The sequence below is a fragment of the Bacillus sp. mrc49 genome, assembly GCF_002803435.1.
This window is the reverse complement of the sequence record NZ_PHNG01000640.1, coordinates 1-21,936: the sequence shown is the minus strand read 5'-3', so window position 1 is coordinate 21,936 and position 21,936 is coordinate 1. Positions and strand designations below refer to the sequence as shown.

Genomic DNA, 21,936 nt, shown 5'->3' with positions numbered 1-21,936 from the left:
ATAACGGCCGTCGCTTGTTGGGAGATCTATTCGTCGTCCACGATATTACCACCATAGAAGGTTACTCTCGATAGCGGGATATCCAGTTCACGAGCCATTTTTTTCAACTCGCGCTCCTCCCTTTCCGTCACGATGGAAATGACGGTGCCATCAGCACCGGCACGTCCGGTTCTCCCCGATCTATGGATATATTGGTCGATATTATCGGCCATATCAATATGAACGACTGCAGTCAGACCTTTAATATCAAGCCCTCTTGCCGCTACATCCGTCGCAATCAGCATCGGTGATTTGCCTGAACGGAGCTTGCGCAACGCCTTTTCCCGATCGACTTTATTGGATTCTCCGTGAAGGACTCCCATCTCGATTCCTTTGTAACTCAGCTTTTCATGTAAAACGCTCAGCTCAGCTATATCATTAAGGAAGGCAAGGGCCTTCACATCTTTGATCCTCGTGATTTTTTCAAGAATCTTGGATTTTTCCCTTCTCTCTACAACAAAGTAAAGATGGTCCACCTTCGATTCCATTTTTTCGTGCTTATCGACCTTTATCAGTTCAGGTTCATTCATGAATTTACGAGCCGCTTGTTCCGTATCCGCTGGCAATGTTGCTGAAAACACCAAGATTTGCCGGTCCTTTAGCGTCGCCTTAATAATATTTTGGATCGTGCCCAAGTGCTCAGCAGTAATCAATTGATCGCCTTCATCAAGCACAATCGTCTTTACTTCATGCATCTTCAATTTCTTTTGGGCAATCAATTCAAAAATCCGTCCTGGTGTCCCGGCAATGACCTGTGGATGTTTCTTCAGTTTGTCCAACTGCCTTTTAACGTTAGCGCCGCCGATGAATGCTGCGCCGGTTATACCGCTTCCCTCTGACCAAATCCGCACTTCTTCATTGATTTGCATGACCAGTTCACGGGATGATGCCAAAATCAAAGCTTGGGGGGATTTTTTTTCAGGATCTATTTTTTCTAGCAATGGCAATAAATACGCTAATGTTTTTCCTGTTCCAGTCGGTGATTCAGCCATGATGTCTTTTCCTTCGACGATTACGGGAATCGCTTTCGTTTGGATCGGGGTAAGCTGCCCGAATCCAGACTTTTTCCAGACCTCTTGGATATATGGTTTTCTATCGTTCAATAATGCAGGTAATTCGCTCATATCGTTCTCCTTTAATAAAAAACTTTTCCTAACTTCCATAGTACCATTTATTCTTGTCCAGTAGCCAACGGAATCCGAATTGTAACGGTCGTCCCTTTGTTGACCTCACTTTCAAAATCCAGCTCCCCGTCCAGCCGGTGTACGATCTTTCGGCAAATTGCCAGGCCGATCCCCGTGCCCTTCTCTTTCGTCGAATAAAAGGGCTCACCAATCCGTTCAAGGCGTTCCGGCACCATACCGCTGCCATTATCACTGATGCTGATCACAGCATTATCATCGATGATTTGCAAGGATATATCAATTTCGCCATTTTCGTCAATCGCTTCAATGCTGTTCTTCACAATATTGATGAAAAGCTGTTTGAGTTCTATTGAATCGGCCATTATTGAAATCGGTTCAGCGGTTTTAATCTTAAGCACCATCTCGATATTATTTAAGTTCGTTTCCGCTTTCATCAAAGTGAAAACCTGCTGTACACTGTCTGCAAGATCGATCCTTCGAAAAACCACATCCTGTTTCTTTCCAAGAATAAGCAATTCACTGGAGATGATATTGATACGGTCGATTTCCTTCAACATGATATCGGAATGCAGGGGATTGACCTCCTTCGTTATATCCATTAATTGGACGAACCCTTTTAATGAGGTCAGTGGATTCCTAATTTCATGGGCGACGGCAGCTGCCAGATGTCCGATGACCGATACCTTTTCGGACAAGACCATCAATTCTTCTTCACGCCGCACTTCGGTAATATCCCTGACGATTGCATATACCCCTAGCATTTCCGATTGAACGATGATCGGTAAAAAGGTGACACGGATGATCCGCTTTTCATTTCTCATATTTTGGAAGGTCGTTTCGAATTTCACAGCTTCGCCTTGAAGGGACTGTGTAAAAAAAGCAGATATCTTTTCCGCTTCATTCCAATTAATGAGATGATTGCAATTCTTCCCCGTCAAACTGTCATTTTGCTGCCCTAACAGCTTTTCCGCTTCAGGGTTGATGGAAACGACATTTCCTTCAAGGTTCAACTCAATGACACAATCGGGGTTATGCTTAAAAAGCGACTGATATTGTTCATCCTTAAGATTGAATTCCTGCTGAGACCTTAACATTTTCCCCGTCCAATACCGGATTAAGAAATATAAGAATATCCCGGTTATGAAAATGAAGGCCCATCCTTTGGAATGTTGAAACGTCGCATAAATCTGAACATCTGACTTTGCCTGTGTCATCGAGAAATAATCCGAGACAAAAATCCATAAGACCCCAATGATTATATATATAAGGGCTACTTTACCTGCAATTTTATGAGTTTGGTTCATATCTTTTCCTTTGTATGTTTTTGGTTTATCATTCCCAATTTTGCTCAAAAAAAGCCCTCATGTTTTAAACATAAGGACCCTTTTGATATTGTACCATATTTTTTGTAAACATTTTGAATATCTCATCAAAAATCAAATAACTATTCATGAGATTCTCTTGCTTTGGAACGACTGAAAGCAACGACCGCTCATATTGAATAAGGTAGGAAGTTCCCAAACACCAATATTTACAATTGTGTTAGCTGGTACTAGAATGAAGTCAACGAACACAGCTTTCGTGCATGTATGGATGTTTCACCAGCATGCTCCGATTGATATGAATTGAAATCGAAGAAACGAGATTAGATTATTAGGAGGTATTCGCCCATGCAATCCTATATCAATCAGCCTGATGGAATCTTTCCCTCAGTTTGCTCTCTTGATTGTCCGGATCAATGCGGTTTATTGCTGCACAAGAAAGACGGGAAAATCATCAAGGTTCAAGGCGACCCGGGCCATCCCGTCACGAAAGGGAATATTTGCAATAAAGTAAGAAATATGACCGAGCGCCTATACGATCCGAAACGATTAAAGCAGCCACTAAAGCGCATCGGCCCAAAAGGGGAAGGTCACTTCGCCCCCATCAGCTGGGAAGAAGCGATTGACACCATCACTGCCAATTGGAAGGAATTGATCAAAAAACACGGTCCGGAAAGCATCCTTCCTTACAGCTTTTACGGAAATATGGGGAACCTCAGCGCCGAGGGGATGGATCGCCGGTTTTTTCATAAGCTCGGCTCCAGCATGCTTGAGCGCTCCATATGTAACGCGGCCGGTTCCGTTGGCTACAGCTATACAATGGGCGGATCTTTCGGCATAGACCCTGAAGAAACGATCCATACCAAGCTTTTCATCATGTGGGGCATTAATGCGGTGAGCACCAATATGCACCAAGTTACGCTTGCCCAGCAAGCCAGGAAAAACGGAGCCAAAATAGTCGTCATTGATGTACACAAAAACCAAACTGGTAAATGGGCTGACTGGTTCATCCCCATACTCCCTGGTACCGACAGTGCCCTCGCCCTCGGTTTAATGCACATCCTATATGAAGAGAATTTAATCGACCAGCCTTTTCTCGATGCATATACAGTGGGTGCCGAACAATTGCGCGAACATGTCCGTCAGTACGACCCGGCGACCGTATCGGGTATCACAGGTGTGCCCATTGAGGATCTATATGAATTAGCGAGGATGTACGGAACGACCACTCCTTCATTCGTCCGAATCGGCAATGGCCTGCAGCACCATGACAATGGCGGCATGGCAGTTCGTACCATCGCCTGCCTTCCTGCACTTACCGGCCAATGGATGGAAAAAGGCGGCGGCGCGACCAAAGGCAATTCAGGATACCTGGCATTCAATACAAATGCCTTAAGACGCCCTGACTTATTACAGGACAAAACGACGCGGACGATTAATATGAACCAAATCGGCCAGGCCCTTTTGGAAAATGAAAACCCGATTCGATCCATGTTTGTATATGGCTCCAACCCGGCGCTAGTCGCCCCGAATGCCAATAAGGTGCAGGAAGGCCTTAAGCGCGAAGATCTATTCACAGTGGTCCATGATTTATTTTTAACCGAAACGGCCATGTATGCTGATATTGTCCTCCCTGCCACATCATCCTATGAAACGGAGGATTTTTATAATTCATATTGGCATAATTACATTCAAATTCAAAAACCTGTAGTCAAAAAATATGGCAATTCGAAATCGAATGTTGAATTGTTCAAACTGTTGGCTGTTGGAATGGGCTTTCAAGACCAAGCTTTTAAAGACTCAGAGGAAGATATGATTCGGCAGGCTCTCGATTTCCCGGATAACCCATACTTAGACGGCATCACCTATGACTCCCTTTCGAAAAACCAGTTTGTCAAGGCGAAGATGAAGCCACTGTTCCCGGGTAAGCTGCAAACACCTAGCGGCAAGATCGAACTTTATTCCGAAAGGATGAAACAGCTCGGTTACGATCCATTGCCAACATATAAGCCTATCATAAAGGACAGCGACCTGCCCTTTTTATTCATACCGGCACCTAACCATAACTTCTTGAACTCAACCTTTTCCAATAACGCCAAACATATTTCATTGGAAAAGGAACCGAAATTGCATATGAATGCGACTGACGCCAAAAGATTGGGTATCGTTACTGGTGATATGGTCAGGATTTGGAACGAACGCGGGGAATGCCTGCTGAAGGCAGCAGCAGGTGAAAATGTATTGCCAGGCGTACTGGTCAGCCAGGGCTTATGGCAAAAGACGCCCGAAACGAAGCAGCACATCAATGTCCTCACACCTGATCGCCTATCAGACATGGGTAATGGCGCCGTTTTCTTTTCAGGACGAGTTGACCTTGAAAAATCTTCGCATTGAGGTGTAAATAAATTTCAAATCGTCGTTATATCTGCAGTGTTTCCAGATATATTGACGATTCCAGAGATTTATCTGCAGTTTTACCGGATTTATCGATGATTCTAGTAATTTATCTGCAGGTTTCGTGGATTTATCGACGATTCTGGCAATTTATCTGCATTTTCCCCCGATATATCGGCGGTTCTGGAGATTTATCTTCGGTTATGCCGGATTTATCGACAAATATGGAATCTAACATCTGCACGCCAAAAGGCCATTCCACAAGGAACGGCCTTTTTTTTGCTAATACTAGCTCTTATTCTTCATCAAACCAGCCTGTTGGTTGAATGTCCAAGTTATTATTGATTTGCTTCAATTCCGTGTATGCCTCATATCCGAACGTGCCTAGTTCGCGTCCATTGCCGCTTTGCTTGAATCCGCCCCACGGAGCTTCGTTATAAGTCGGATGATAAGAGTTAATCCACGTGATGCCCGCACGTACCTTTTTAATGACGCGGTTTGCTTTGGCAATATCATTGGTGAATACTGCCCCCGCTAAACCATATTTCGTATCATTGGCGAGATGGAGAGCCTCCGCTTCATCCTTGAACGTTTGAACGACAAGCACCGGCCCAAAAATTTCTTCCTGCACGATCCGCATATCAGGTGTTGTATCGACAAAGATCGTTGGCTCGACAAAGTAGCCGTTTTCCAAGCCTTCCCCTTTAATTCGATTTCCTCCAACGATTAATTTTGCTCCTTCTTCTTTTCCGATTTGAATATAAGATAATATCTTGTTCATGTGTGCCTCTGAAACGACAGGTCCCATTTGGCTTTTTCCATCGGAGCCTGAACCCACCTTGATGCGTTTCGCTTTTGCAGTAAGGCTTGCTATGAACTGATCATAAATCGATTCTTCCAAAAGTAGACGCGAGCCGGCTGAACAAACCTGCCCTTGATTACAGAAAATCCCATACAAGGCATAATCGACGGCCGTCTCAAAGTCAGAGTCCGCGAATACGATATTAGGGGATTTACCGCCAAGCTCCAATGTCACTTTCTTTAAGTTTCCAAGCGACGCTTCCATGATCTTACGTCCGGTTGCCGTACCTCCTGTAAAGGCCACTTTATCGATTTCTTCGTGTTCGGCAATAGCCTGTCCGACAACGGGTCCAGCTCCTAACACAAGGTTCGCGACACCTTTTGGCAAACCGACTTCAGCCATGATTTCAAACAGCTTGACCGCAGTCACTGGTGTAATCTCCGATGGTTTGAAGACGACGGAATTTCCTGCGGCAAGTGCCGGTGCAAGCTTCCAGGCTGACATCATCAACGGGAAATTCCAAGGAACGATTTGCCCGCATACACCGATCGGTTCCCTTACGACCATCGCTTGTTGCCCGTCAGGAACTTCGTAAGTCTGCCCTGTCGGTTTCGTAGCCAAACCTGCATAATATCTAAAGCAGGCAGCCGAATCATCGATATCAAAACGGGACTCGCGTAATGGTTTCCCATTATCCAATGTTTCCAACGCAGCAAGCTCTTCGGCCTTTTCTTCAATCTTGTCGGCGATCTTGAATAAAATGCGGGCCCGCTCGACTGCCGGCGTTCCCCACCATCCGCCTTCATAAAAGGCATACTTGGCTGCCTCTACGGCTTTATCGACATCCTCCTTGGTTCCTTCCGCAGCTGTAGCAATAACTTCTCCCGTGGCCGGATTCAATACATCCCTTTTTTCACCTGAAGAAGAATTCACCCATTGACCATTAATGAACATTTTTAAATCCAGTGCACCGGTCCCTTCTTTTTTCGCGTTATTTTGTAAAGTTTTCTGCATCTAAATTCCTCCTTGTTTAAGTGATTTACCTAATATACTTAAAAGCAAGTTTCATGCCATTTTAACAAGTTGGTACATCACGTTTATTTACCCATCCATGGTTCAATTACATTCATTCGTGAATTACCTATTCATTTCTGCATAGCTTTTCGCTAAAAAAGAAGATGGGCATTTGCCCATCTCCTACCTAATTCCGATTAATGATGATCAATTTCATTTCCGTCATTTCCTCGATGGCATATTTTAATCCTTCGCGGCCCGTTCCGCTTTTTTTGACCCCGCCGTATGGCATGTTGTCGACGCGGTAAGTCGGGATATCATTGATGATCACACCGCCGACTTCCAATTTTTCTGCCGCAGAAAGGGCCAAATTGATATTATCCGTGTAAATCCCAGCCTGAAGGCCGAATTCGGAGTCATTGACCAAGTCAATCGCTTCTTCAACGGACGAAACCTTATTTATTAACACGATTGGTGCAAAAACTTCCTGACAGGAAACCTTCAGCTTCGAATCGACTTCCAACAACACAGTTGGATGGAGGATATTCCCCTCAGATTTTCCTCCTGCTGCAACGACCGCACCAAATTGTTTGGCTTCCCCGATCCAATCGAGGCTCCTTTGCACATCACCAGGACTGATCAAGGCAGAGATGTCGACCGAAGGATCCAAAGAATCGCCAAGCTTCAAGGAATTTGTTGCTTCCGTGAATTTTTGGACGAACTCATCGTATACGTCTTCATGTACATATGCACGTTGTAGCGAAATGCAGACCTGCCCTTGGAAGGCGAATGCTGCCGAAACACAGCGCTGGATGATTTTATCGATATTGATCCCTTTATCCACAATGACGGCCGCATTTGAACCAAGTTCAAGACTCACCTTCTTCAATCCCGCTTTATTGCGGATTCCGATCCCTACAGCAGGACTGCCGGTAAAGGATATGCTTTTCACCCGTGAATCAGTGACTAATTTATCACCGATTACAGAGCCGCTTCCGGTAACTAAATTGAATGCTCCGGCAGGCAAATCCGTTTCCGCCAATAGCTCTGCAAGAAAGATCGAGGATAGCGGCGTTTGGCTCGCAGGTTTCAAGACGATCGTATTACCCGCGGCAATGGCCGGGCCAACTTTATGGGCGACCAGGTTCATCGGGAAATTAAAAGGCGTGATCGCACCAAGAACACCAATCGGTTCACGGACTGTATAGCCAATTCGTCCCTCCCCGTCTGCTGTAGCGTCCATCGTCAATGTTTCCCCGTGAATCCTCTTTGCTTCTTCCGCAGCAAATTTATATGTGGCAATCGTACGGGCCACTTCTACCATTGCCGTTTTAATCGGCTTCGCTGCCTCTTTAGCGATAATTTCAGCTGCTTCTTCCTTACGGCTTTCCAACAGACTTGCAAGTTGTTCAAGTATGGCGGCCCGTTTATGACTTGGCAGGGCTGCCATCGTTTTTCTCGCTTGATGAGCCGATTCTATCGCCAGCTCCACATCTTCCATGCTTGCCGAAGGAATTTCCGCTAAAACTTTCCCGTTATACGGAGATACTAGCATCGTGAAATTTTCAGCTGCTTGCCACTTACCATTAATGAATAATTTTTTCTTCAGCGTTTCCGTCATTTCCATCCTTTTCACCTCTTATAAGATTTCTTTTTCGACAGCTGTAAACGTTTTATCAAGAATATCAATGATCTTTTCGACCTCTGATTTAGTGATGATTAAAGGCGGGGCGAATACGAGTGTATCTTGATCAAACGTGACAGACCGGCAAATCAAGCCATTCTTCGCCGCTTCAGCCACAAGTTTTGGAGCTAATTGTGTCCCAAAGCCTTCCCCTGTTTTTTTGTCCTTGACGATGGAGATGCCTCCGATCAGTCCAAGCGCCCTGACATCACCAATGATCGGGTGTTCGTTCTGAAGCTTCTTAAAGCCGGCAAGCAACTCTTCACCGCGCCGTTTCGAGTTTTCCATCAGATTTTCACGTTCAATTATTTCAATGTTTTTCAAAGCCACCGCACAAGCCATCGGGTGACCGCTGTATGTGTAGCCATGCAGGAGCGTGCCCTTTGATAGCGAAATGAAGTCCTTGTGCAGCTTATCATTCAGGACCACACCACCTAATTGGGCGTACCCACTTGTCACACCTTTTGCAAAACACATCATATCCGGCACGACGCCATAATGTTCAATCCCGAAATAAGTCCCTGTTCTCCCGAAACCTGTTATGACTTCATCCGTCACCATTAAAATGCCATATTCATCGCAAATCTCCCTTACTTCCTTAAAGTAGCCCTCAGGAGGGAGATTCACGCCGCCTGCCCCTTGGATCGGTTCCGCGATAAATGCCGCAACCGTTTCCGGACCTTCTTGCTCGATGACCTTCCGCAACTCTTCAATCGAAGATCCGTCGACATAACAAAAATCAGGAGCGATGGAATTCGTGAAGTCACGGAACGGTTTCAGGCCAGTCGCACTTGTCGCCCCCATGGCAACTCCATGATACGATTTCGAACGTGAAATGATCTTTTGGCGATTAGGCTGGCCTTTCAATATCCAATAATGACGGGCAAGTTTGAACGCTGTATCATTCGACTCCGATCCGCCTGAAGTGAAGAAAACGGCATTCAAATCACCAGGAGCGATGGAAGCGATCTTGGCAGCCAAACGAATGGCAGGCTCATTGCTGAAAGTAGCGAAGTTAGAGGTGAAAGCCAGCTTTGCCATTTGTTCTCTTGCCACATCAGCCAGTTCTTCTTGTCCATGTCCTATGTTCACATTCCAAAGTGAAGACATGCCATCGATGACTGTCCTGCCCTTAACGTCCGTAAGATAAATCCCCTTGCCTTCTTTAAAGATGAAACTTGGACCATCTGCCTGCTGTTGCTCGATTGCCGTAGTCGGATGAATGAAATGCTTTTTGTCCAAATCGATTAATTCCTGAATACCCGTCTTCTCTTTAATCATGTAAAAAACACCCTTCTTGAATAATGATTTTTATATATTTATAGATATTGCAAGATGCATGCCAAAGTATATGAACCTAATATCATAGGTATTCAACATAAAACGATTCATATTCAAATCAAAAACCGCACCCAATGATTTATTTAAGAATCAAACGATTTATATTTGAATCAAGCGATCCCTATCATCCTGTTGCCGTTTCTCGCGTAAAACTTTCGATGTTACATAACCTGACATACAATGTTGAATTTCCGGAAGATTTGTATTATTATCTATACTATCCTTTTGTTCACTTCGTTAATCTAATACGAAAGAAGTTGATAGATATGCTGGTAGGTTTTGAAATGCAGCTAAAACAATCCTTGAAGTTATCATTAACCCCTGAATTACGACAGGCAATCAATATCCTGCAATATTCCACACATGAATTGATGGATTTTCTACATGAGCAGGCTAATGAAAATCCTGTTCTTGAAATGACCGCAGCAACTAATGACCCCCTCGCCTCAAACTTTGAACCTAGCATTCGTCCACATATCATGGACTATCGTAAACGAGAAACTTCATCGAATAGGTATCACAATGATTTCAACCCAATCAATAACCTTTCCTGCACTACAGATACATTGGAAGCCCATTTATTGGAGCAGCTGAGTTTTTTCCCGTCATTAAAAGACAGTGAAACTAAGATTGTCGAATTTTTAATAGGAAGCTTAAATGAAAATGGGGTTCTTGATATTGATATAAAAGGGGCAGCCTTGCTTTTTTCAGTGTCCGCCGAGAAAATCGAAGCGATGATTGAAGTACTGCAATCCTTCGATCCCATTGGCGTCGGTGCTAAGGATCTGACTGATTGCTTACTCATTCAAATTCGCAAACAAGAAAATGATAATCAATTGGCTTATACGATCGTTGAGAAGCACTTATCGGATTTAGCCGAAAAGCGTTATCGGAAAATTGCGGCCCTTTACAAAGTGACCCTTCAGGAAGTGCAGGAGGCAGCGGATTTCATCCGTACCTTGAACCCTCGCCCTGTCAGTCATTTTTCCGATGAGATGATCCATTACATCGTCCCGGATGTATTCGTGGATAAAGAAAAAGATGGATATAGGATAACGGTTAACGATAGCTTCCTGCCCAAGCCGTCCATCAATCCTTTCTATAAGGACCGCACCGCGATGAAACCGGAAGATCCAGCTAATGACTACGTTAAGTCTCACCTACATGATGCTCAGTTGCTGATCAAGGGGATCGAACAAAGGCAATTGACTCTATACAAAGTGACGGCTACAATCATGGAAGCTCAGCAGGAGTTTTTCCTGCGGGGAATGGCTGGACTAAAACCGATGACACTGAAGGACATTTCCGAAAAACTTCAGCTTCATGAGTCAACGATAAGCAGGGCGACGAGTAATAAATACATCCAGACACCGCATGGACTTTTTAAATTAAGGAATTTCTTTACGAGAGGGTTAAATCATGTAAACGGCAAAGACTGTGAATCAACGACTACCATCAAAGAAAAAATAAAGGTCTTGATTGCAGACGAGGATAAAATAAAACCATTTTCAGACCAGAAGCTATGCCAAATCTTCGAAAGTGAAGGAACGATGATTTCTCGCCGCACCATTGCAAAGTACCGTGAAGATCTTGGTATACCGGGTTCATCCAAGCGGCGCAGATTTTAAGATTCAATTAATCAATGTCATAAAAAAAGACTATTCCAAAAGGCATATCTGTTTGGAATAGTCTTTTTTGTTTTTCTTAATCCATTTCATTCACGGCCACATTAGTGATGACAGCTGGGGCTGGTCCCCTGCCTTCTCCCCCTACGGTCACCGTTTCTCCCGGATTGATCTTTTTATTCCATTGGTCATTTTTGATCACATAGTGATGCTGTGATTCACTGATGATCCTCCCATTCCATATTGTCTGGATTTCCCCAGCGTAATCGAACCCTACCTTCCAATCCTCAATAGGCGATGTTCCGGTATTTTTGATCCTGATATTGAAAATGGAGCCTGTCCCCCACTTAGAGGTGATGGTATATGTGACATTTACATGATTGATACCGCCTTGGTCAGGTCCTTTGATGCCGCCTTCGAGCAGATCATCGGAAATTTTTTGCAGAAGGGTATCGCCTTTGCATGTATACTTCCCTGAAGTCCTGCAATCCAGGCTTAAATCCCAAATCATTGCCCCTCCCATGTCCTGTGATTCGATGAAATCGGTTTTATGGCCGATGGACTCGCGGTCGTCATATGAAATGAACGATTTCGTCCTTTGATTATACAGGAAAGGCACCTTTGCTTCGTCATTCCAATATCGTTTGTAGCCTTTCTTATTTATATAGTTCGCGGCAAGGTCTCCATAATCGAAAATCCCGGTTATGCCAGATGCAGCATCATCCCACGTCCCCCGAGGCAGAAAAGAGCCATTGCTTCCAGGTATGGCAGTTTGGTATTCCCCATTTTGCCCTCCACCATCTACACCGGTCCAGCCTTTCCCATAAAACGGCAATCCTAGTGTGACTTTATCCATGGGCACATTCGCTGCCTTATACCGTTCAACCGACTCCTTGACCGTCAACCCCCAACTATTATTGGGATCATTTTTTGAAAAATATAGCGGGGCATTATGGTTTGTAGTCGTTTCCCAGCCTCCGTGGAAATCGTAGGTCATCAAGTTGATCCAATCCACAATTCCCGCAATCTTTGAAAGTTCCGTATTTTTTATGAACGAGCCGCTTATTCCCGCTGCAATCGTCAATACATATTGCTTTCCGTCTTTTTTTTCGGCTTTATCCAATTCATTGCGAATTTCCTGGAGCAATGATGTATAGTTTTCTTTATCTTCCGGACGAAGAGAGTTCCCCTCAAGCCCCCCTTCAACAGGATATTCCCAATCAAGGTCGACTCCATCGAAGCCATATGCCCGAATGAAAGCGACCGAGGATTCGGCGAACACCTTTCGTGTTGCAGGGTCCGCTGCCGCATCGGAAAAACGGTTGCTCCATGACCAGCCACCGACGGCGATAAGCGTTTTTATATGCGGGTGCTTTTCTTTCAAATCGGCGAGTTTTGCGAAGTTTCCGCATTCCGCACGATTACAATCCTTCACTGTCTTTTTCCCATAAGCACGTTGGACGTCAATTTCAGGGTCGCCTAAGACGACTGTTCCATTCGGTATTTTTTTACTTTGAAGTGGAATGGATTTATCTTGGCACTTCCATGTCTTCGAACCCGGATTACCCACAGAAGGATTCCCATGAACTCCATTCCAGCAAATATCGGCAAAAGCATAGTTGATATGGGTTAGATTCGTTCCATCGATATCCTCCACCTGGTAGTCCCGGTCCTTGGCTCCCCATGAAGTATAATAACCAACGACTTTATTCACCGATTCACTGGAGGCTTCTGCAGATTTTGACGCTCCTATGTTTCCAAATATTAATGAAGCGATCAATACCACAAGCATCCCCATGGAATACATCCATTTACCTTTTTTCATTCCCCTTGCCCCTCCCTATTTCCAGATACTAGAATGAATCTATTAAACTGACGAGCCACCAAGTTGGAATTTACAAAATTTGTATGATACTAATATTTTACATGTCATAACAAATTATTTGTACAGGAGGAAAGACCTGTTTATGTAAAAAAAATCCAAATGTTCTATTTCGATTCTAATAAGGTCATCTCATAAAAAAAAACAAAAAACCGCTGATTTTGCACTTCATACGTAAAAATATTCCGTATCAGTGAACAGCGTTTCCTCCCCCAAAAGCCTGCAAAATCCATATGATTATTTCAAGGAAACCTTTACAATTAAAATGACTTGGATATTCGCTGGATTCAGCATGTTCCGTCCACCACAAGATTCGCTCTTTCTTGGGGCGTTTGCGCTTCCACATAGAGGTTTTCCTGAATCATCCAGTTATCTTCCCATATCTGACGCGCCTCTTCGCCATCCCGTTCGAGGCCGCGTTCCAAGCGCCGATTGCGGGGACATTCCACCCAGATGGTGAAATCATAAAGCAGAGCCAATTCTTTACGGGTCGAATATATTCCTTCAATTATGACCAGTCCTTCAGAAGGAACGGCATGCCACTCCGCCAAGGCATCCTTATCCCAATCATACCGCTGATATCTTGCTTCCATCCCTTCGGAAAGAGGTTTAAGGACTTGCCGGAACACCCGCTTCCAATCATAATCTCCTCCGATTGGCTTTTGGGACGGCGGCAGCTGGAAGCATCGCGAAGAAGGGAGATGAAAATCGTCCATATGAACAACGGCACTCCCCGGACACGCTGCCTGGATTAGGGAAGCTAGTGTACTTTTTCCAGACCCGCCCCTGCCATCTATGGCGATCAGATAGGGAAATCGTTTTGGGGACTTGAAGTGAACTTCGGCTATAAGGCCTTCAATCGTGAGCGATCCTTTAATTGTTGGAAAGTTCATGAGCATTCCTCCTCTATTACATACTTCCATCCATCCCCCCTTGTTTCCTTTTGGGATGGAATGAAAAAACTGAAAAGTAGGTGCACCTATTGAACACGATCCAATTTGCCGCCATTTTCGATATGGACGGTACCTTATTTCAAACAAACGAAATTTTAGGTTCTTCACTTGAAAAAACATTCGATGTCCTCCGGGCAGAAGGAAGCTGGAGGGGGGATGCCCCGCTTGCAGCCTACCAAAGCATAATGGGAGCCCCATTAAGCGCCGTTTGGGAAACTCTGATGCCGGAGCACCCTGATCCTATTCGCCAGCAGGCGGACCGCCTTTTTTTGGAATGCTTGATCGAGGAAATCAAAGAAGGGAAGGGACAGCTTTTTCCTTATGTGCTGGAGACGTTATCAACGATCAAAAAGCTTGGAATTTCCATTTTCATCGCTAGTAACGGACTGGAAAAGTATTTGGAAGAAATCTGTTCATACTTTGGGCTTCATCGATATGTTACAGACATTTACAGTGTCCAAAGATCTGCGGAAGGCTCCAAGCCCGACTTGGTACGAATGTTATTGGATGACCATCACATTCAAAATGCGATGATGATCGGCGATCGAAAATCCGACATCGAAGCAGCAAAGAAAAACAGCCTAACTGCTGTAGGCTGCCAATTCGGATTTGCAGAGGAACAGGAATTAAATGAGGCGGATGTACTCATCGCGGATTTCCGTGAACTGCAAACCTACGTAACTCATTGGCTCCTAACGTCCAACGGCTAATACGCGTTCCTGTTCAGCGAGCATAACGGCTATCTTATCCTGGATGGCCGTTACCCCTTTCTCTTCCACAAAATTATTCAGGATGATTGAAAATATGACTTTTTCCCCTCGTTTCGTCGTCACATAACCTGCTAACGAGCTCGTTCCAGTAATCGTCCCCGTCTTCGCCCTGACATTCCCAGCTGCAACGGTTCCCTTCATCCTCTTTCTTAGCGTGCCTCCTACCATTCGATTCTCGATTCCCGCCACCGGCAATGCATTCAAATAAGCAGGAAACCACGTTTTTTCCTGTACGGCATATAGTAATCTGGTGATTTCATTTGCTGGAATCAAATTGACTTGGGATATGCCGGAGCCATCCCGCATCACGATCGTTTGCATATCGAGTCCCAAACTTTTCATCTCGTTTCCGGCTACCTTCAAACCATCCTCCCAGCTTCCTTCCCCGCCGGCTTCTTTGCCCATCTCTTTTATTAAGATCTCAGCATGACTGTTATTGCTCAGTTTCATGAAAGGAATGAGAAGCTGGGAAAGCGGCATGGATCGATGAGTGGCAATCAAGTTCGCGTCTATTGGCGTTTTCCCTTTTTTCCTTTCTCCCACAATTTTGATTCCTTGTTTTCTCATCGATTTTGCGAATAGGCTCATGGCATATTCGGTCGGATTTTTTACCGGAATCCACTCCTTGACCTCCCCGGCATTCTCCGGAATCGTTCCGGTCACCGTAATGGTCCGTGTTCCATGAGAACGATCGATTTCGATTTTCCTATGACCGTCTGCCGCCACCGTTTTCGTTTTGTTGATGATCTTCACCTGATCCGTTTCCGGTGTCTTTTTCACCACTGCCTTGCCGCCTGCTTTATCACCTGGCGTAATTTTCACGATGATCGTTCCGGTATCATAATCTTCATCCGGGGAAGCGGTTAAAGCTGAAACAGCCGCTCCATAATATTCTTGTTCATCGCTCCATACCAAGTCTTTTGAATACCGGATATCATCATACCAGGAATCATCCCCAATAAGATCTCCGTGAATGAGCGTCACTTTTTTTTGCTTTAGTGAAGCAGCCAGCTCATCGAAATTTTCTTCCAGCAAGGTTGGATCTCCCTTTCCTTTCAAATACAAATTCCCCTGCAGGACATGGCCGACTTGCACACCTTTTACGTATACTTCCGTCAGAAATACATGGTCCTCCCCCAACGTTTCCAGTGCAGCCGCTGCCGTCAATAGCTTAAGGTTGGAAGCTGGGCGCAAGCGCGTTTGCGAACCTCGTTCATAAATCAGTTCCCCCGTTTCCGCTGACCGGATCGAAATTCCCGTTAACGCCCCTGATAATGCCGGGGAATCCTCCAAGATACGTTGAATTTCCTGTCCCACCGTTCCCTCTTCTTTCGCAGCCTGCATGGATTCACCATGAAAAATGCCTATCAAAAACAGGAAGAAGATGAAGCTTACCTTCCTTTTATATGTCAAACCCATCACTCCTACTCTAAAAACTGCCTCCTACTATCTTGTCCACTTTACCGCCATCTAATAGGAGACAAACCGGGAACTTTTTCGAAAGATAGATCGTATAAGTAAGAAGACACAAAAGGAGTGAATGTATGTATTCAAAGGTTAAACCACCTACTAAACAGATTTCCAAACAAGCGGTGAAGGTTTGGCGGATGTCTGAAGCCATTATCCATCTCATTATCCTTGCCATCCTTATCCTTCTATTATTTGCAGACGACTATTTTGCCTGGAAAGAATGGATTGGATGGGGGGTAATCGGACTTACCGTACTATGCTTATTCAATTCTGTCTGGTCCATCTTCATTGAACCCGGCTTACTGCAAAAATATTGGCGGTACGATGTGAATGAAGAATTCATCCAAACAAAACGAGGAGCCTTGTTTGAAACGCATGAACTCATACCGATGACGAAAGTGCAATCCGTCAGGCTGGACCAGGGTCCTTTGCTGCGAAAATATAACCTATACTCACTAAGCATCGGCACAATGGGCGACTCTCACGAGATACCTGCCATCCCAGAGGAAGAAGCCTATGAATTACGAGACAAAATCGCCTATTTCGCAAAAATTAAGGAAGTGGATTGACGATGGAAGAACAGACCAAGCGACTTCACCCCATCAAAATCCCTTTGGATTTAGGAAAATTGCTGAAAGGGAATATTTTTTTCATCATCATACTTTATCTATTCAACTTCGGATCAGAAAAAATGTATATGAAGATACTCCAAATCGCCTTTCTGATTTATTTGGCCTGGAGAGTCTTGGCTATCATCCTGAAATGGTATACCTATAAATATCAAATCAAGGAAGGCACCATCCATATTACCTCAGGCCTCATCTCGAAATCATATCAATCGATACCGCTTCATAAGGTGCAGAATGTCCATCGACGGACGACCGTTTTCCACAGGATTTTCAAACTAACCTCCTTGACATTCGAAACGGGGACCAGCGGGGACGAGGGCAGCGTACCTTTCGAGGTGATTTCCCAAAAAGAGGCCGAGCGGCTAGAGCGGACACATTCGTCAAAGCATGATTCAATCATGGATGCGCAGGTTGCCGAGGAAATGATTGCAGCAGACCTAGAACCATCCATGGAAAAAACGATTCATTTCACACCGACCAAACGAGACGTTCTGAAAGCCTCCTTTACATCGCTCAGCTTCCTGGCCCTGATTCCCGTTTTGGCCACATTATATAATACACTCGATGATTTCATCGATTTAAGAAATGCCGAAGGATACGCTGAGAAGGCAATGGAGTCGTGGTGGATCATAACCATCGCCATCACTGCCCTTATCTGCATAGCGGTCACCTTCGGAATCGTATCCACCTTTGTTAAATATGGAAAATATGAAATTTCATCCGATCAGGAGCGCATCCATATCACGAAAGGTGTATTGGACGAAACTACTTTTTCAATCCAGAAAGAAAAGGTCCAAGCTGTCGAGATCACCCAATCCATCATGAAAAGGATGCTAGGTTTAGCCGAAGTGAAACTGATAAGCGCAGGAAGCACTGGGGATGAAGAGCTTGATACGAATGTTCTCTATCCTTTTTTATCGACCGAACGGGCCTACGCGATGATAGAAGAGATACTACCCGCTTACAAGGTTGAACGTGCAATGGAGCCGCTCTCGAAACAAGCCTTCAAAATCCGAATGCTTCGCCCAAGCGTTTTCTGGCTTCTCACGACAGCCGCCATCTGTTTTTTCGATATAGCTTTGTGGTATCTTTCGCTGATTTTACTTGTCCTCATTTTCACATTGAGGATACTTGATTTCAAAAGTAGCCGCTACTTGTTGAATGGCGAGTTTGTTCAGTTTAAATCAGGAAGTTTAGAAACCTCTCTGTTCATAACCAAAAGAAGCAAGGTCATTCAAATTGAAGTCAGGCGTTCCAAACTGCAGAAGGTTTTCGGGCTTGCCTCCATTGAAACGATCAACCGCTCCAAACCTGTACATCACACAACAATCCATGATGTGCCCGCGGAATATGCAGACGATTTTTACGCGTGGTACATAGGCAGAACCCAAGCTATCCAAACCGAATAAGCACCGTCCATGGAAGAGGTGACCCATACAGTCTCCTCTTCTTTCCCATCTGCAGCTCCTTGCGAATATCCACGTCATGTAATGGGCGCTCAAATCTGACGATTAATTATGGCAATTTTCTAAATGGAGGCTTCAAAAAAGTAAATGCGCACCGAAATATCTATTAGAAGCCAAAATCCGAACTATATAAGGAGCATTGTCCATGCAGAAAATGACAGATTGGTATTTTAATTCGCTAAAAAAACAGATATTGATTCCCTTTTTAGCTTTGATCATGATAAGCGGCTTGGCCATTGCTTACATGAGCTATAAAAATAGCATCGAGTTAACGACAGATGAGCTTACTGGAACGACGGAAGAGCAAGTCAAGTCAATGAATGAATCCTTTGAAATCTTCTTCAAGAAAACCGAGGATCAATTGGATAGGCTCAGTAAGTACCCCCGCATGAGCACTTATGAAAAGGACCCTGAATCGATAATCGATGAGTTTTCCCATACACAGTCAAGCAATTCCGAAATAAATGGCTTGTATCTCGGCACGGAAAAAGGGGGAAAAACAATAATATTCCCTAAAGCTGAATTGCCGTCTGATTTTGACCCTAGACAGAGAGAGTGGTATCAAGCCGCGTTAAAGGAAAAAAATGAAACCATTTGGACGGAACCTTATACAGATCAAGCTACAAATAAACTTGTCATCACTGCAGCAAAGGCCATATATGATGGCAACCGATTAATCGGCGTGCTCGGTGTAGACATTTCGATCGACACATTAGTCAAGATGGTTAACCAAACGAAGTTCGGTGAAACCGGTTATTCGGTTTTGCTGGATGAAAAAGGAGCCTTCGTTACCCATCCGGATAAAGAAAAAATTCAACAGGACATATCCAAGGAGAACATTTTCAAGAAAATGAAAAATGAATCCGGATCGATGCTCGAGGAATATGAAGGAAAAAAACGGATCATCGGCTATGCCACCAACCCGACTACCGGATGGCGAATAGCTGGATTGATGGATGAAAATGAAGTGATAGTCCGTGCAAGCCCGATGATCAAAGATAATATCATCACGTTGTTGATCGTCTTTACCGTGACGGCCCTATCTGCCATCTTCATCACCAGATCCTTGACGAACCCGATTAAAAACCTGCAAGGCTCGATACGGAAGATGGCTGGCGGCGATTTCACGACCATAAATTCCATCTCTAGGACCGATGAAATAGGACAGCTTGCAGAAGACACGAACATGATGGCCCGAAATATGAGCCAGATGTTAGGGAAGGTCAACACCCTTTCCGATAAAGTTTCCGAGTCCTCGATGACGCTAGTCGCAAGTGCAGAGGAAAATTCGGCAGCGGCAAACGAAGTCGCCTTGACGATGGAACAAATAGCATCAGGTGCCATAGATCAAATTGAAGTCGGGCAAAATAATGAAAAGGCTGTAAAGCTTTTGGCAGACAAAATCAATGATCTTGACGCAGAAACAAGTAAAATGGCGTTGGAATCCGACAATATGTTCAAGGCTTCCGAAAACGGCATCACTCAAGTGCGCGACCTAAAACAACAATTCAACGAAACATCGCTGATCTCCAATAAAATGGGTACGGCCGTTAAGTCCTTGGATGCCCGTTCCCATGATATTAGCGCGATCGTAAAGACGATAAGCGGGATTGCCGGACAAACGAACCTACTCGCCTTGAATGCTGCCATCGAAGCGGCAAGGGCTGGTGAGCACGGGAAAGGGTTTGCCGTGGTAGCCGATGAAGTGAAGAAGTTGGCCGAGCAAACGGAGCATTCGCTGAAGGAAATCTCGGAAATCATCCAAGCGATGCAGGCCGATACGAGCAACACAGTACAACTGATTGACCAAGTCAATCAAAAAATCCATCATCAGGATACTTCGGTAACGGATACGGAGAATGCCTTCAGTCACATTGCAACAATCATCGAGAACACTTTCAGCAATTTTGACGAAATGAAAACGATGATGAACGATATGGTATCAGAGGTTACACGGATGTCCGGAAATGCAGAACAATTGAATTCGATCAGTCAGGAAACGGCTGCGGGAACTGAAGAAGTATCGGCATCTATCGAACAAACGAACGCCTCCATGGAACAATTAAATGCCCTTGCCAGTGATCTGGATACCTTATCACAGGAAATGCATAAAGAAATACGGAAGTTCATATTTTAATCAAAAAAAGGACGGACCCTAAAGGGATTCCGTCCTTTTTCACCTGTCATTATAGCGATCTTCTGCCATGCGTTAACGTTTCATCCGTTTCGGTAATACCTGAATAAGAAGAATTCAATTTACGCGAATCTGCGTCGACCAGCACAAGCAGCTTGCCGCTTTTCACATCCGCTTCATATCGATTCGCCTCATCTTCCGGTAAGCCCATCCCGATCAATGTACCTGCCAAACCGCCTGTACCAGCGCCTACAGCCGCACCAGCCAATGTTGCAGCAAGCGGCCCTGCTGCCAGTACGGGTCCGATTCCCGGTATTGCCAATGCACCCACTCCTGCTAATAAACCAGCTGCTCCTCCCAAAATCCCCCCGGTCGCTGCACCAGCTGCGAGACCCTCTTCAGCCTTCGTCCCGGTTTTTTCGTTCACTGTCCTTAACTCCTCTTTATCTTTTGCCACCACCGATATATCATCACGGTTATATCCATCGGCCTGCAAGGCCTCAACAGCCTTAATGGCTTCTTCTCCAGTTTCATATACACCAATTATACGTTTATCCATTTCTATCATCCTCCTTAAAGAATGTAATCTATCGCTCCTCCTTTACATACCCCAGAAAGTGGAAGTATTAAACGTTACGTAACAGGAAAAAAATTTCTAGTTAACACTTGGAAAGGGAGGGTATATATAATGATAGTATGCAAATTTTTGGGAGGTTTTCTTTTTGCTCATCGAGTTACTTAAAGATTTAGTATCCATTGACAGTTCATCGAAAAAAGGAGCCAACGAAGCAGTTGAATACTGTGCGGACTGGCTTAAAAAGCAAGGATTGACCGTGAATGTAATCGTTAATAATGGGTATAGGATGCTCGTTAGCGAGATTGGCAGCGGAGATAAAACCGTCATCTGGAATGGCCATGTAGATGTTGTCAGCGGGACCCCGGATCAATTTTTCCCTCGCATTCATGAAGGGCATTTATATGGACGCGGTGCAGCCGATATGAAAGCAGGGGTTGTCGGAATGATGTGTGCATTCTCCGAACTGAAAGATAGGAATTTAGGATTGAAAATCCAGCTGCAGATAGTATCGGATGAAGAAATTGGCGGGTTGAACTGTTCTGGCTATTTAGCGAAACATGGTTATAGAGGGGACTTTGTAATTTGTGCCGAACCTACCCAATTGGGAATTGGCCTGCAGGCAAAGGGTGCCCTGCGCCTTGATATTGAGGTATCTGGTAAATCCGCCCATGGAAGCCGTCCGTGGGAAG

16 protein-coding genes and 1 pseudogene are annotated in these 21,936 nt (G+C 44.7%); 8 read left to right on the top strand and 9 right to left on the bottom strand.

The features are described 5' to 3' along the window. Nucleotides 1-26 precede the first annotated feature (26 nt). Nucleotides 27-1,163, bottom strand: a complete 1,137-nt coding sequence (locus CVN76_RS07195; RefSeq protein WP_100530714.1) for a DEAD/DEAH box helicase — start codon at nt 1,161-1,163, stop codon at nt 27-29. Nucleotides 1,164-1,210: 47 nt separating this feature from the next. Next, the gene (locus CVN76_RS07190; protein ID WP_232732135.1) at nt 1,211-2,536 is read right to left on the bottom strand and encodes an ATP-binding protein; all 1,326 of its coding nucleotides are present in this window, start codon (nt 2,534-2,536) and stop codon (nt 1,211-1,213) included. A 318-nt stretch (nt 2,537-2,854) separates the two neighbouring features. Between CVN76_RS07190 and CVN76_RS07185 the strand changes: the two genes are divergently transcribed. Further along, nucleotides 2,855-4,900 (top strand): molybdopterin oxidoreductase family protein, encoded by a 2,046-nt coding sequence (locus CVN76_RS07185; protein WP_100530713.1) that lies wholly within the window; start codon nt 2,855-2,857, stop codon nt 4,898-4,900. 295 nt (nt 4,901-5,195) lie between these two features. On the opposite strand, the gene CVN76_RS07180 is transcribed toward CVN76_RS07185, so the two are convergent. The 3 genes from CVN76_RS07180 to CVN76_RS07170 form a co-directional block, all read right to left on the bottom strand. Next, nucleotides 5,196-6,716, bottom strand: coding sequence for an aldehyde dehydrogenase family protein (locus tag CVN76_RS07180; protein ID WP_100530712.1), 1,521 nt, complete (start codon nt 6,714-6,716; stop codon nt 5,196-5,198). A 187-nt stretch (nt 6,717-6,903) separates the two neighbouring features. Next, nucleotides 6,904-8,337, bottom strand: coding sequence for an aldehyde dehydrogenase family protein (locus CVN76_RS07175; protein WP_100530774.1), 1,434 nt, complete (start codon nt 8,335-8,337; stop codon nt 6,904-6,906). Nucleotides 8,338-8,355: 18 nt separating this feature from the next. Next, the gene (locus tag CVN76_RS07170; RefSeq protein WP_100530711.1) at nt 8,356-9,681 is read right to left on the bottom strand and encodes an aminotransferase family protein; all 1,326 of its coding nucleotides are present in this window, start codon (nt 9,679-9,681) and stop codon (nt 8,356-8,358) included. Between the two features lie 326 nt (nt 9,682-10,007). On the opposite strand from CVN76_RS07170, the gene rpoN reads away from it, so the two are divergent. Then, the gene (gene rpoN, locus CVN76_RS07165; RefSeq protein ID WP_157805587.1) at nt 10,008-11,369 is read left to right on the top strand and encodes an RNA polymerase factor sigma-54; all 1,362 of its coding nucleotides are present in this window, start codon (nt 10,008-10,010) and stop codon (nt 11,367-11,369) included. Between the two features lie 76 nt (nt 11,370-11,445). Here rpoN and CVN76_RS07160 read toward each other — a convergent pair whose 3' ends face one another. Further along, nucleotides 11,446-13,191: a glycosyl hydrolase family 18 protein gene (locus CVN76_RS07160; RefSeq protein WP_100530709.1), complete on the bottom strand. Its 1,746-nt coding sequence runs from the start codon at nt 13,189-13,191 to the stop codon at nt 11,446-11,448. 344 nt (nt 13,192-13,535) lie between these two features. Continuing rightward, nucleotides 13,536-14,141: a uridine kinase family protein gene (locus CVN76_RS07155; protein WP_100530708.1), complete on the bottom strand. Its 606-nt coding sequence runs from the start codon at nt 14,139-14,141 to the stop codon at nt 13,536-13,538. Nucleotides 14,142-14,230: 89 nt separating this feature from the next. On the opposite strand from CVN76_RS07155, the gene CVN76_RS07150 reads away from it, so the two are divergent. After that, nucleotides 14,231-14,911, top strand: coding sequence for an HAD hydrolase-like protein (locus CVN76_RS07150; RefSeq protein WP_442857558.1), 681 nt, complete (start codon nt 14,231-14,233; stop codon nt 14,909-14,911). Here the strand turns inward: CVN76_RS07150 and dacB are convergent. Then, entirely contained in the window at nt 14,894-16,384 is a 1,491-nt protein-coding gene (gene dacB / locus CVN76_RS07145) for a D-alanyl-D-alanine carboxypeptidase/D-alanyl-D-alanine endopeptidase (RefSeq protein ID WP_232732134.1), read from the bottom strand. The genes CVN76_RS07150 and dacB overlap by 18 nt on opposite strands. 131 nt (nt 16,385-16,515) lie before the next feature. Here dacB and CVN76_RS07140 point away from each other — a divergent pair, with 131 nt between their 5' ends. The 4 genes and pseudogenes from CVN76_RS07140 (at nt 16,516) to CVN76_RS32340 (ending at nt 20,673) form a co-directional block, all read left to right on the top strand. Continuing rightward, nucleotides 16,516-17,010 (top strand): PH domain-containing protein, encoded by a 495-nt coding sequence (locus tag CVN76_RS07140; protein ID WP_100530706.1) that lies wholly within the window; start codon nt 16,516-16,518, stop codon nt 17,008-17,010. A gap of 2 nt (nt 17,011-17,012) precedes the next feature. After that, on the top strand, nt 17,013-18,479 hold the full coding sequence (locus CVN76_RS07135) for a PH domain-containing protein (protein ID WP_100530705.1): 1,467 nt from the start codon (nt 17,013-17,015) through the stop codon (nt 18,477-18,479). A 202-nt stretch (nt 18,480-18,681) separates the two neighbouring features. Then, nucleotides 18,682-19,725, top strand: a pseudogene (locus CVN76_RS32345) (cache domain-containing protein); the annotation flags it as partial. Beyond that, on the top strand, nt 19,723-20,673 hold the full coding sequence (locus tag CVN76_RS32340) for a methyl-accepting chemotaxis protein (RefSeq protein WP_442857559.1): 951 nt from the start codon (nt 19,723-19,725) through the stop codon (nt 20,671-20,673). The pseudogene CVN76_RS32345 and the gene CVN76_RS32340, both read left to right, overlap by 3 nt. 49 nt (nt 20,674-20,722) lie before the next feature. On the opposite strand, the gene CVN76_RS07125 is transcribed toward CVN76_RS32340, so the two are convergent. Next, nucleotides 20,723-21,229: a general stress protein gene (locus tag CVN76_RS07125; protein WP_100530703.1), complete on the bottom strand. Its 507-nt coding sequence runs from the start codon at nt 21,227-21,229 to the stop codon at nt 20,723-20,725. Nucleotides 21,230-21,392: 163 nt separating this feature from the next. On the opposite strand from CVN76_RS07125, the gene CVN76_RS07120 reads away from it, so the two are divergent. After that, nucleotides 21,393-21,936, top strand: a 544-nt coding sequence (locus CVN76_RS07120) for a M20 family metallopeptidase (protein WP_157805586.1), incomplete at its 3' end; no start/stop codon positions are given.

Coding starts and splice junctions, on each gene's coding strand:
- CVN76_RS07155 (WP_100530708.1), bottom strand. CDS start 14,141: ATGAACTTTCCAACAATTAAAGGATCGCTCACGATTGAAGGCCTTATA.
- CVN76_RS07175 (WP_100530774.1), bottom strand. CDS start 8,337: ATGACGGAAACGCTGAAGAAAAAATTATTCATTAATGGTAAGTGGCAA.
- CVN76_RS07180 (WP_100530712.1), bottom strand. CDS start 6,716: ATGCAGAAAACTTTACAAAATAACGCGAAAAAAGAAGGGACCGGTGCA.
- CVN76_RS07160 (WP_100530709.1), bottom strand. CDS start 13,191: ATGAAAAAAGGTAAATGGATGTATTCCATGGGGATGCTTGTGGTATTG.
- CVN76_RS07135 (WP_100530705.1), top strand. CDS start 17,013: ATGGAAGAACAGACCAAGCGACTTCACCCCATCAAAATCCCTTTGGAT.
- CVN76_RS07195 (WP_100530714.1), bottom strand. CDS start 1,163: ATGAGCGAATTACCTGCATTATTGAACGATAGAAAACCATATATCCAA.
- CVN76_RS07125 (WP_100530703.1), bottom strand. CDS start 21,229: ATGGATAAACGTATAATTGGTGTATATGAAACTGGAGAAGAAGCCATT.
- rpoN (WP_157805587.1), top strand. CDS start 10,008: ATGCTGGTAGGTTTTGAAATGCAGCTAAAACAATCCTTGAAGTTATCA.
- CVN76_RS07185 (WP_100530713.1), top strand. CDS start 2,855: ATGCAATCCTATATCAATCAGCCTGATGGAATCTTTCCCTCAGTTTGC.
- CVN76_RS07140 (WP_100530706.1), top strand. CDS start 16,516: ATGTATTCAAAGGTTAAACCACCTACTAAACAGATTTCCAAACAAGCG.
- CVN76_RS32340 (WP_442857559.1), top strand. CDS start 19,723: ATGATGGCCCGAAATATGAGCCAGATGTTAGGGAAGGTCAACACCCTT.
- CVN76_RS07170 (WP_100530711.1), bottom strand. CDS start 9,681: ATGATTAAAGAGAAGACGGGTATTCAGGAATTAATCGATTTGGACAAA.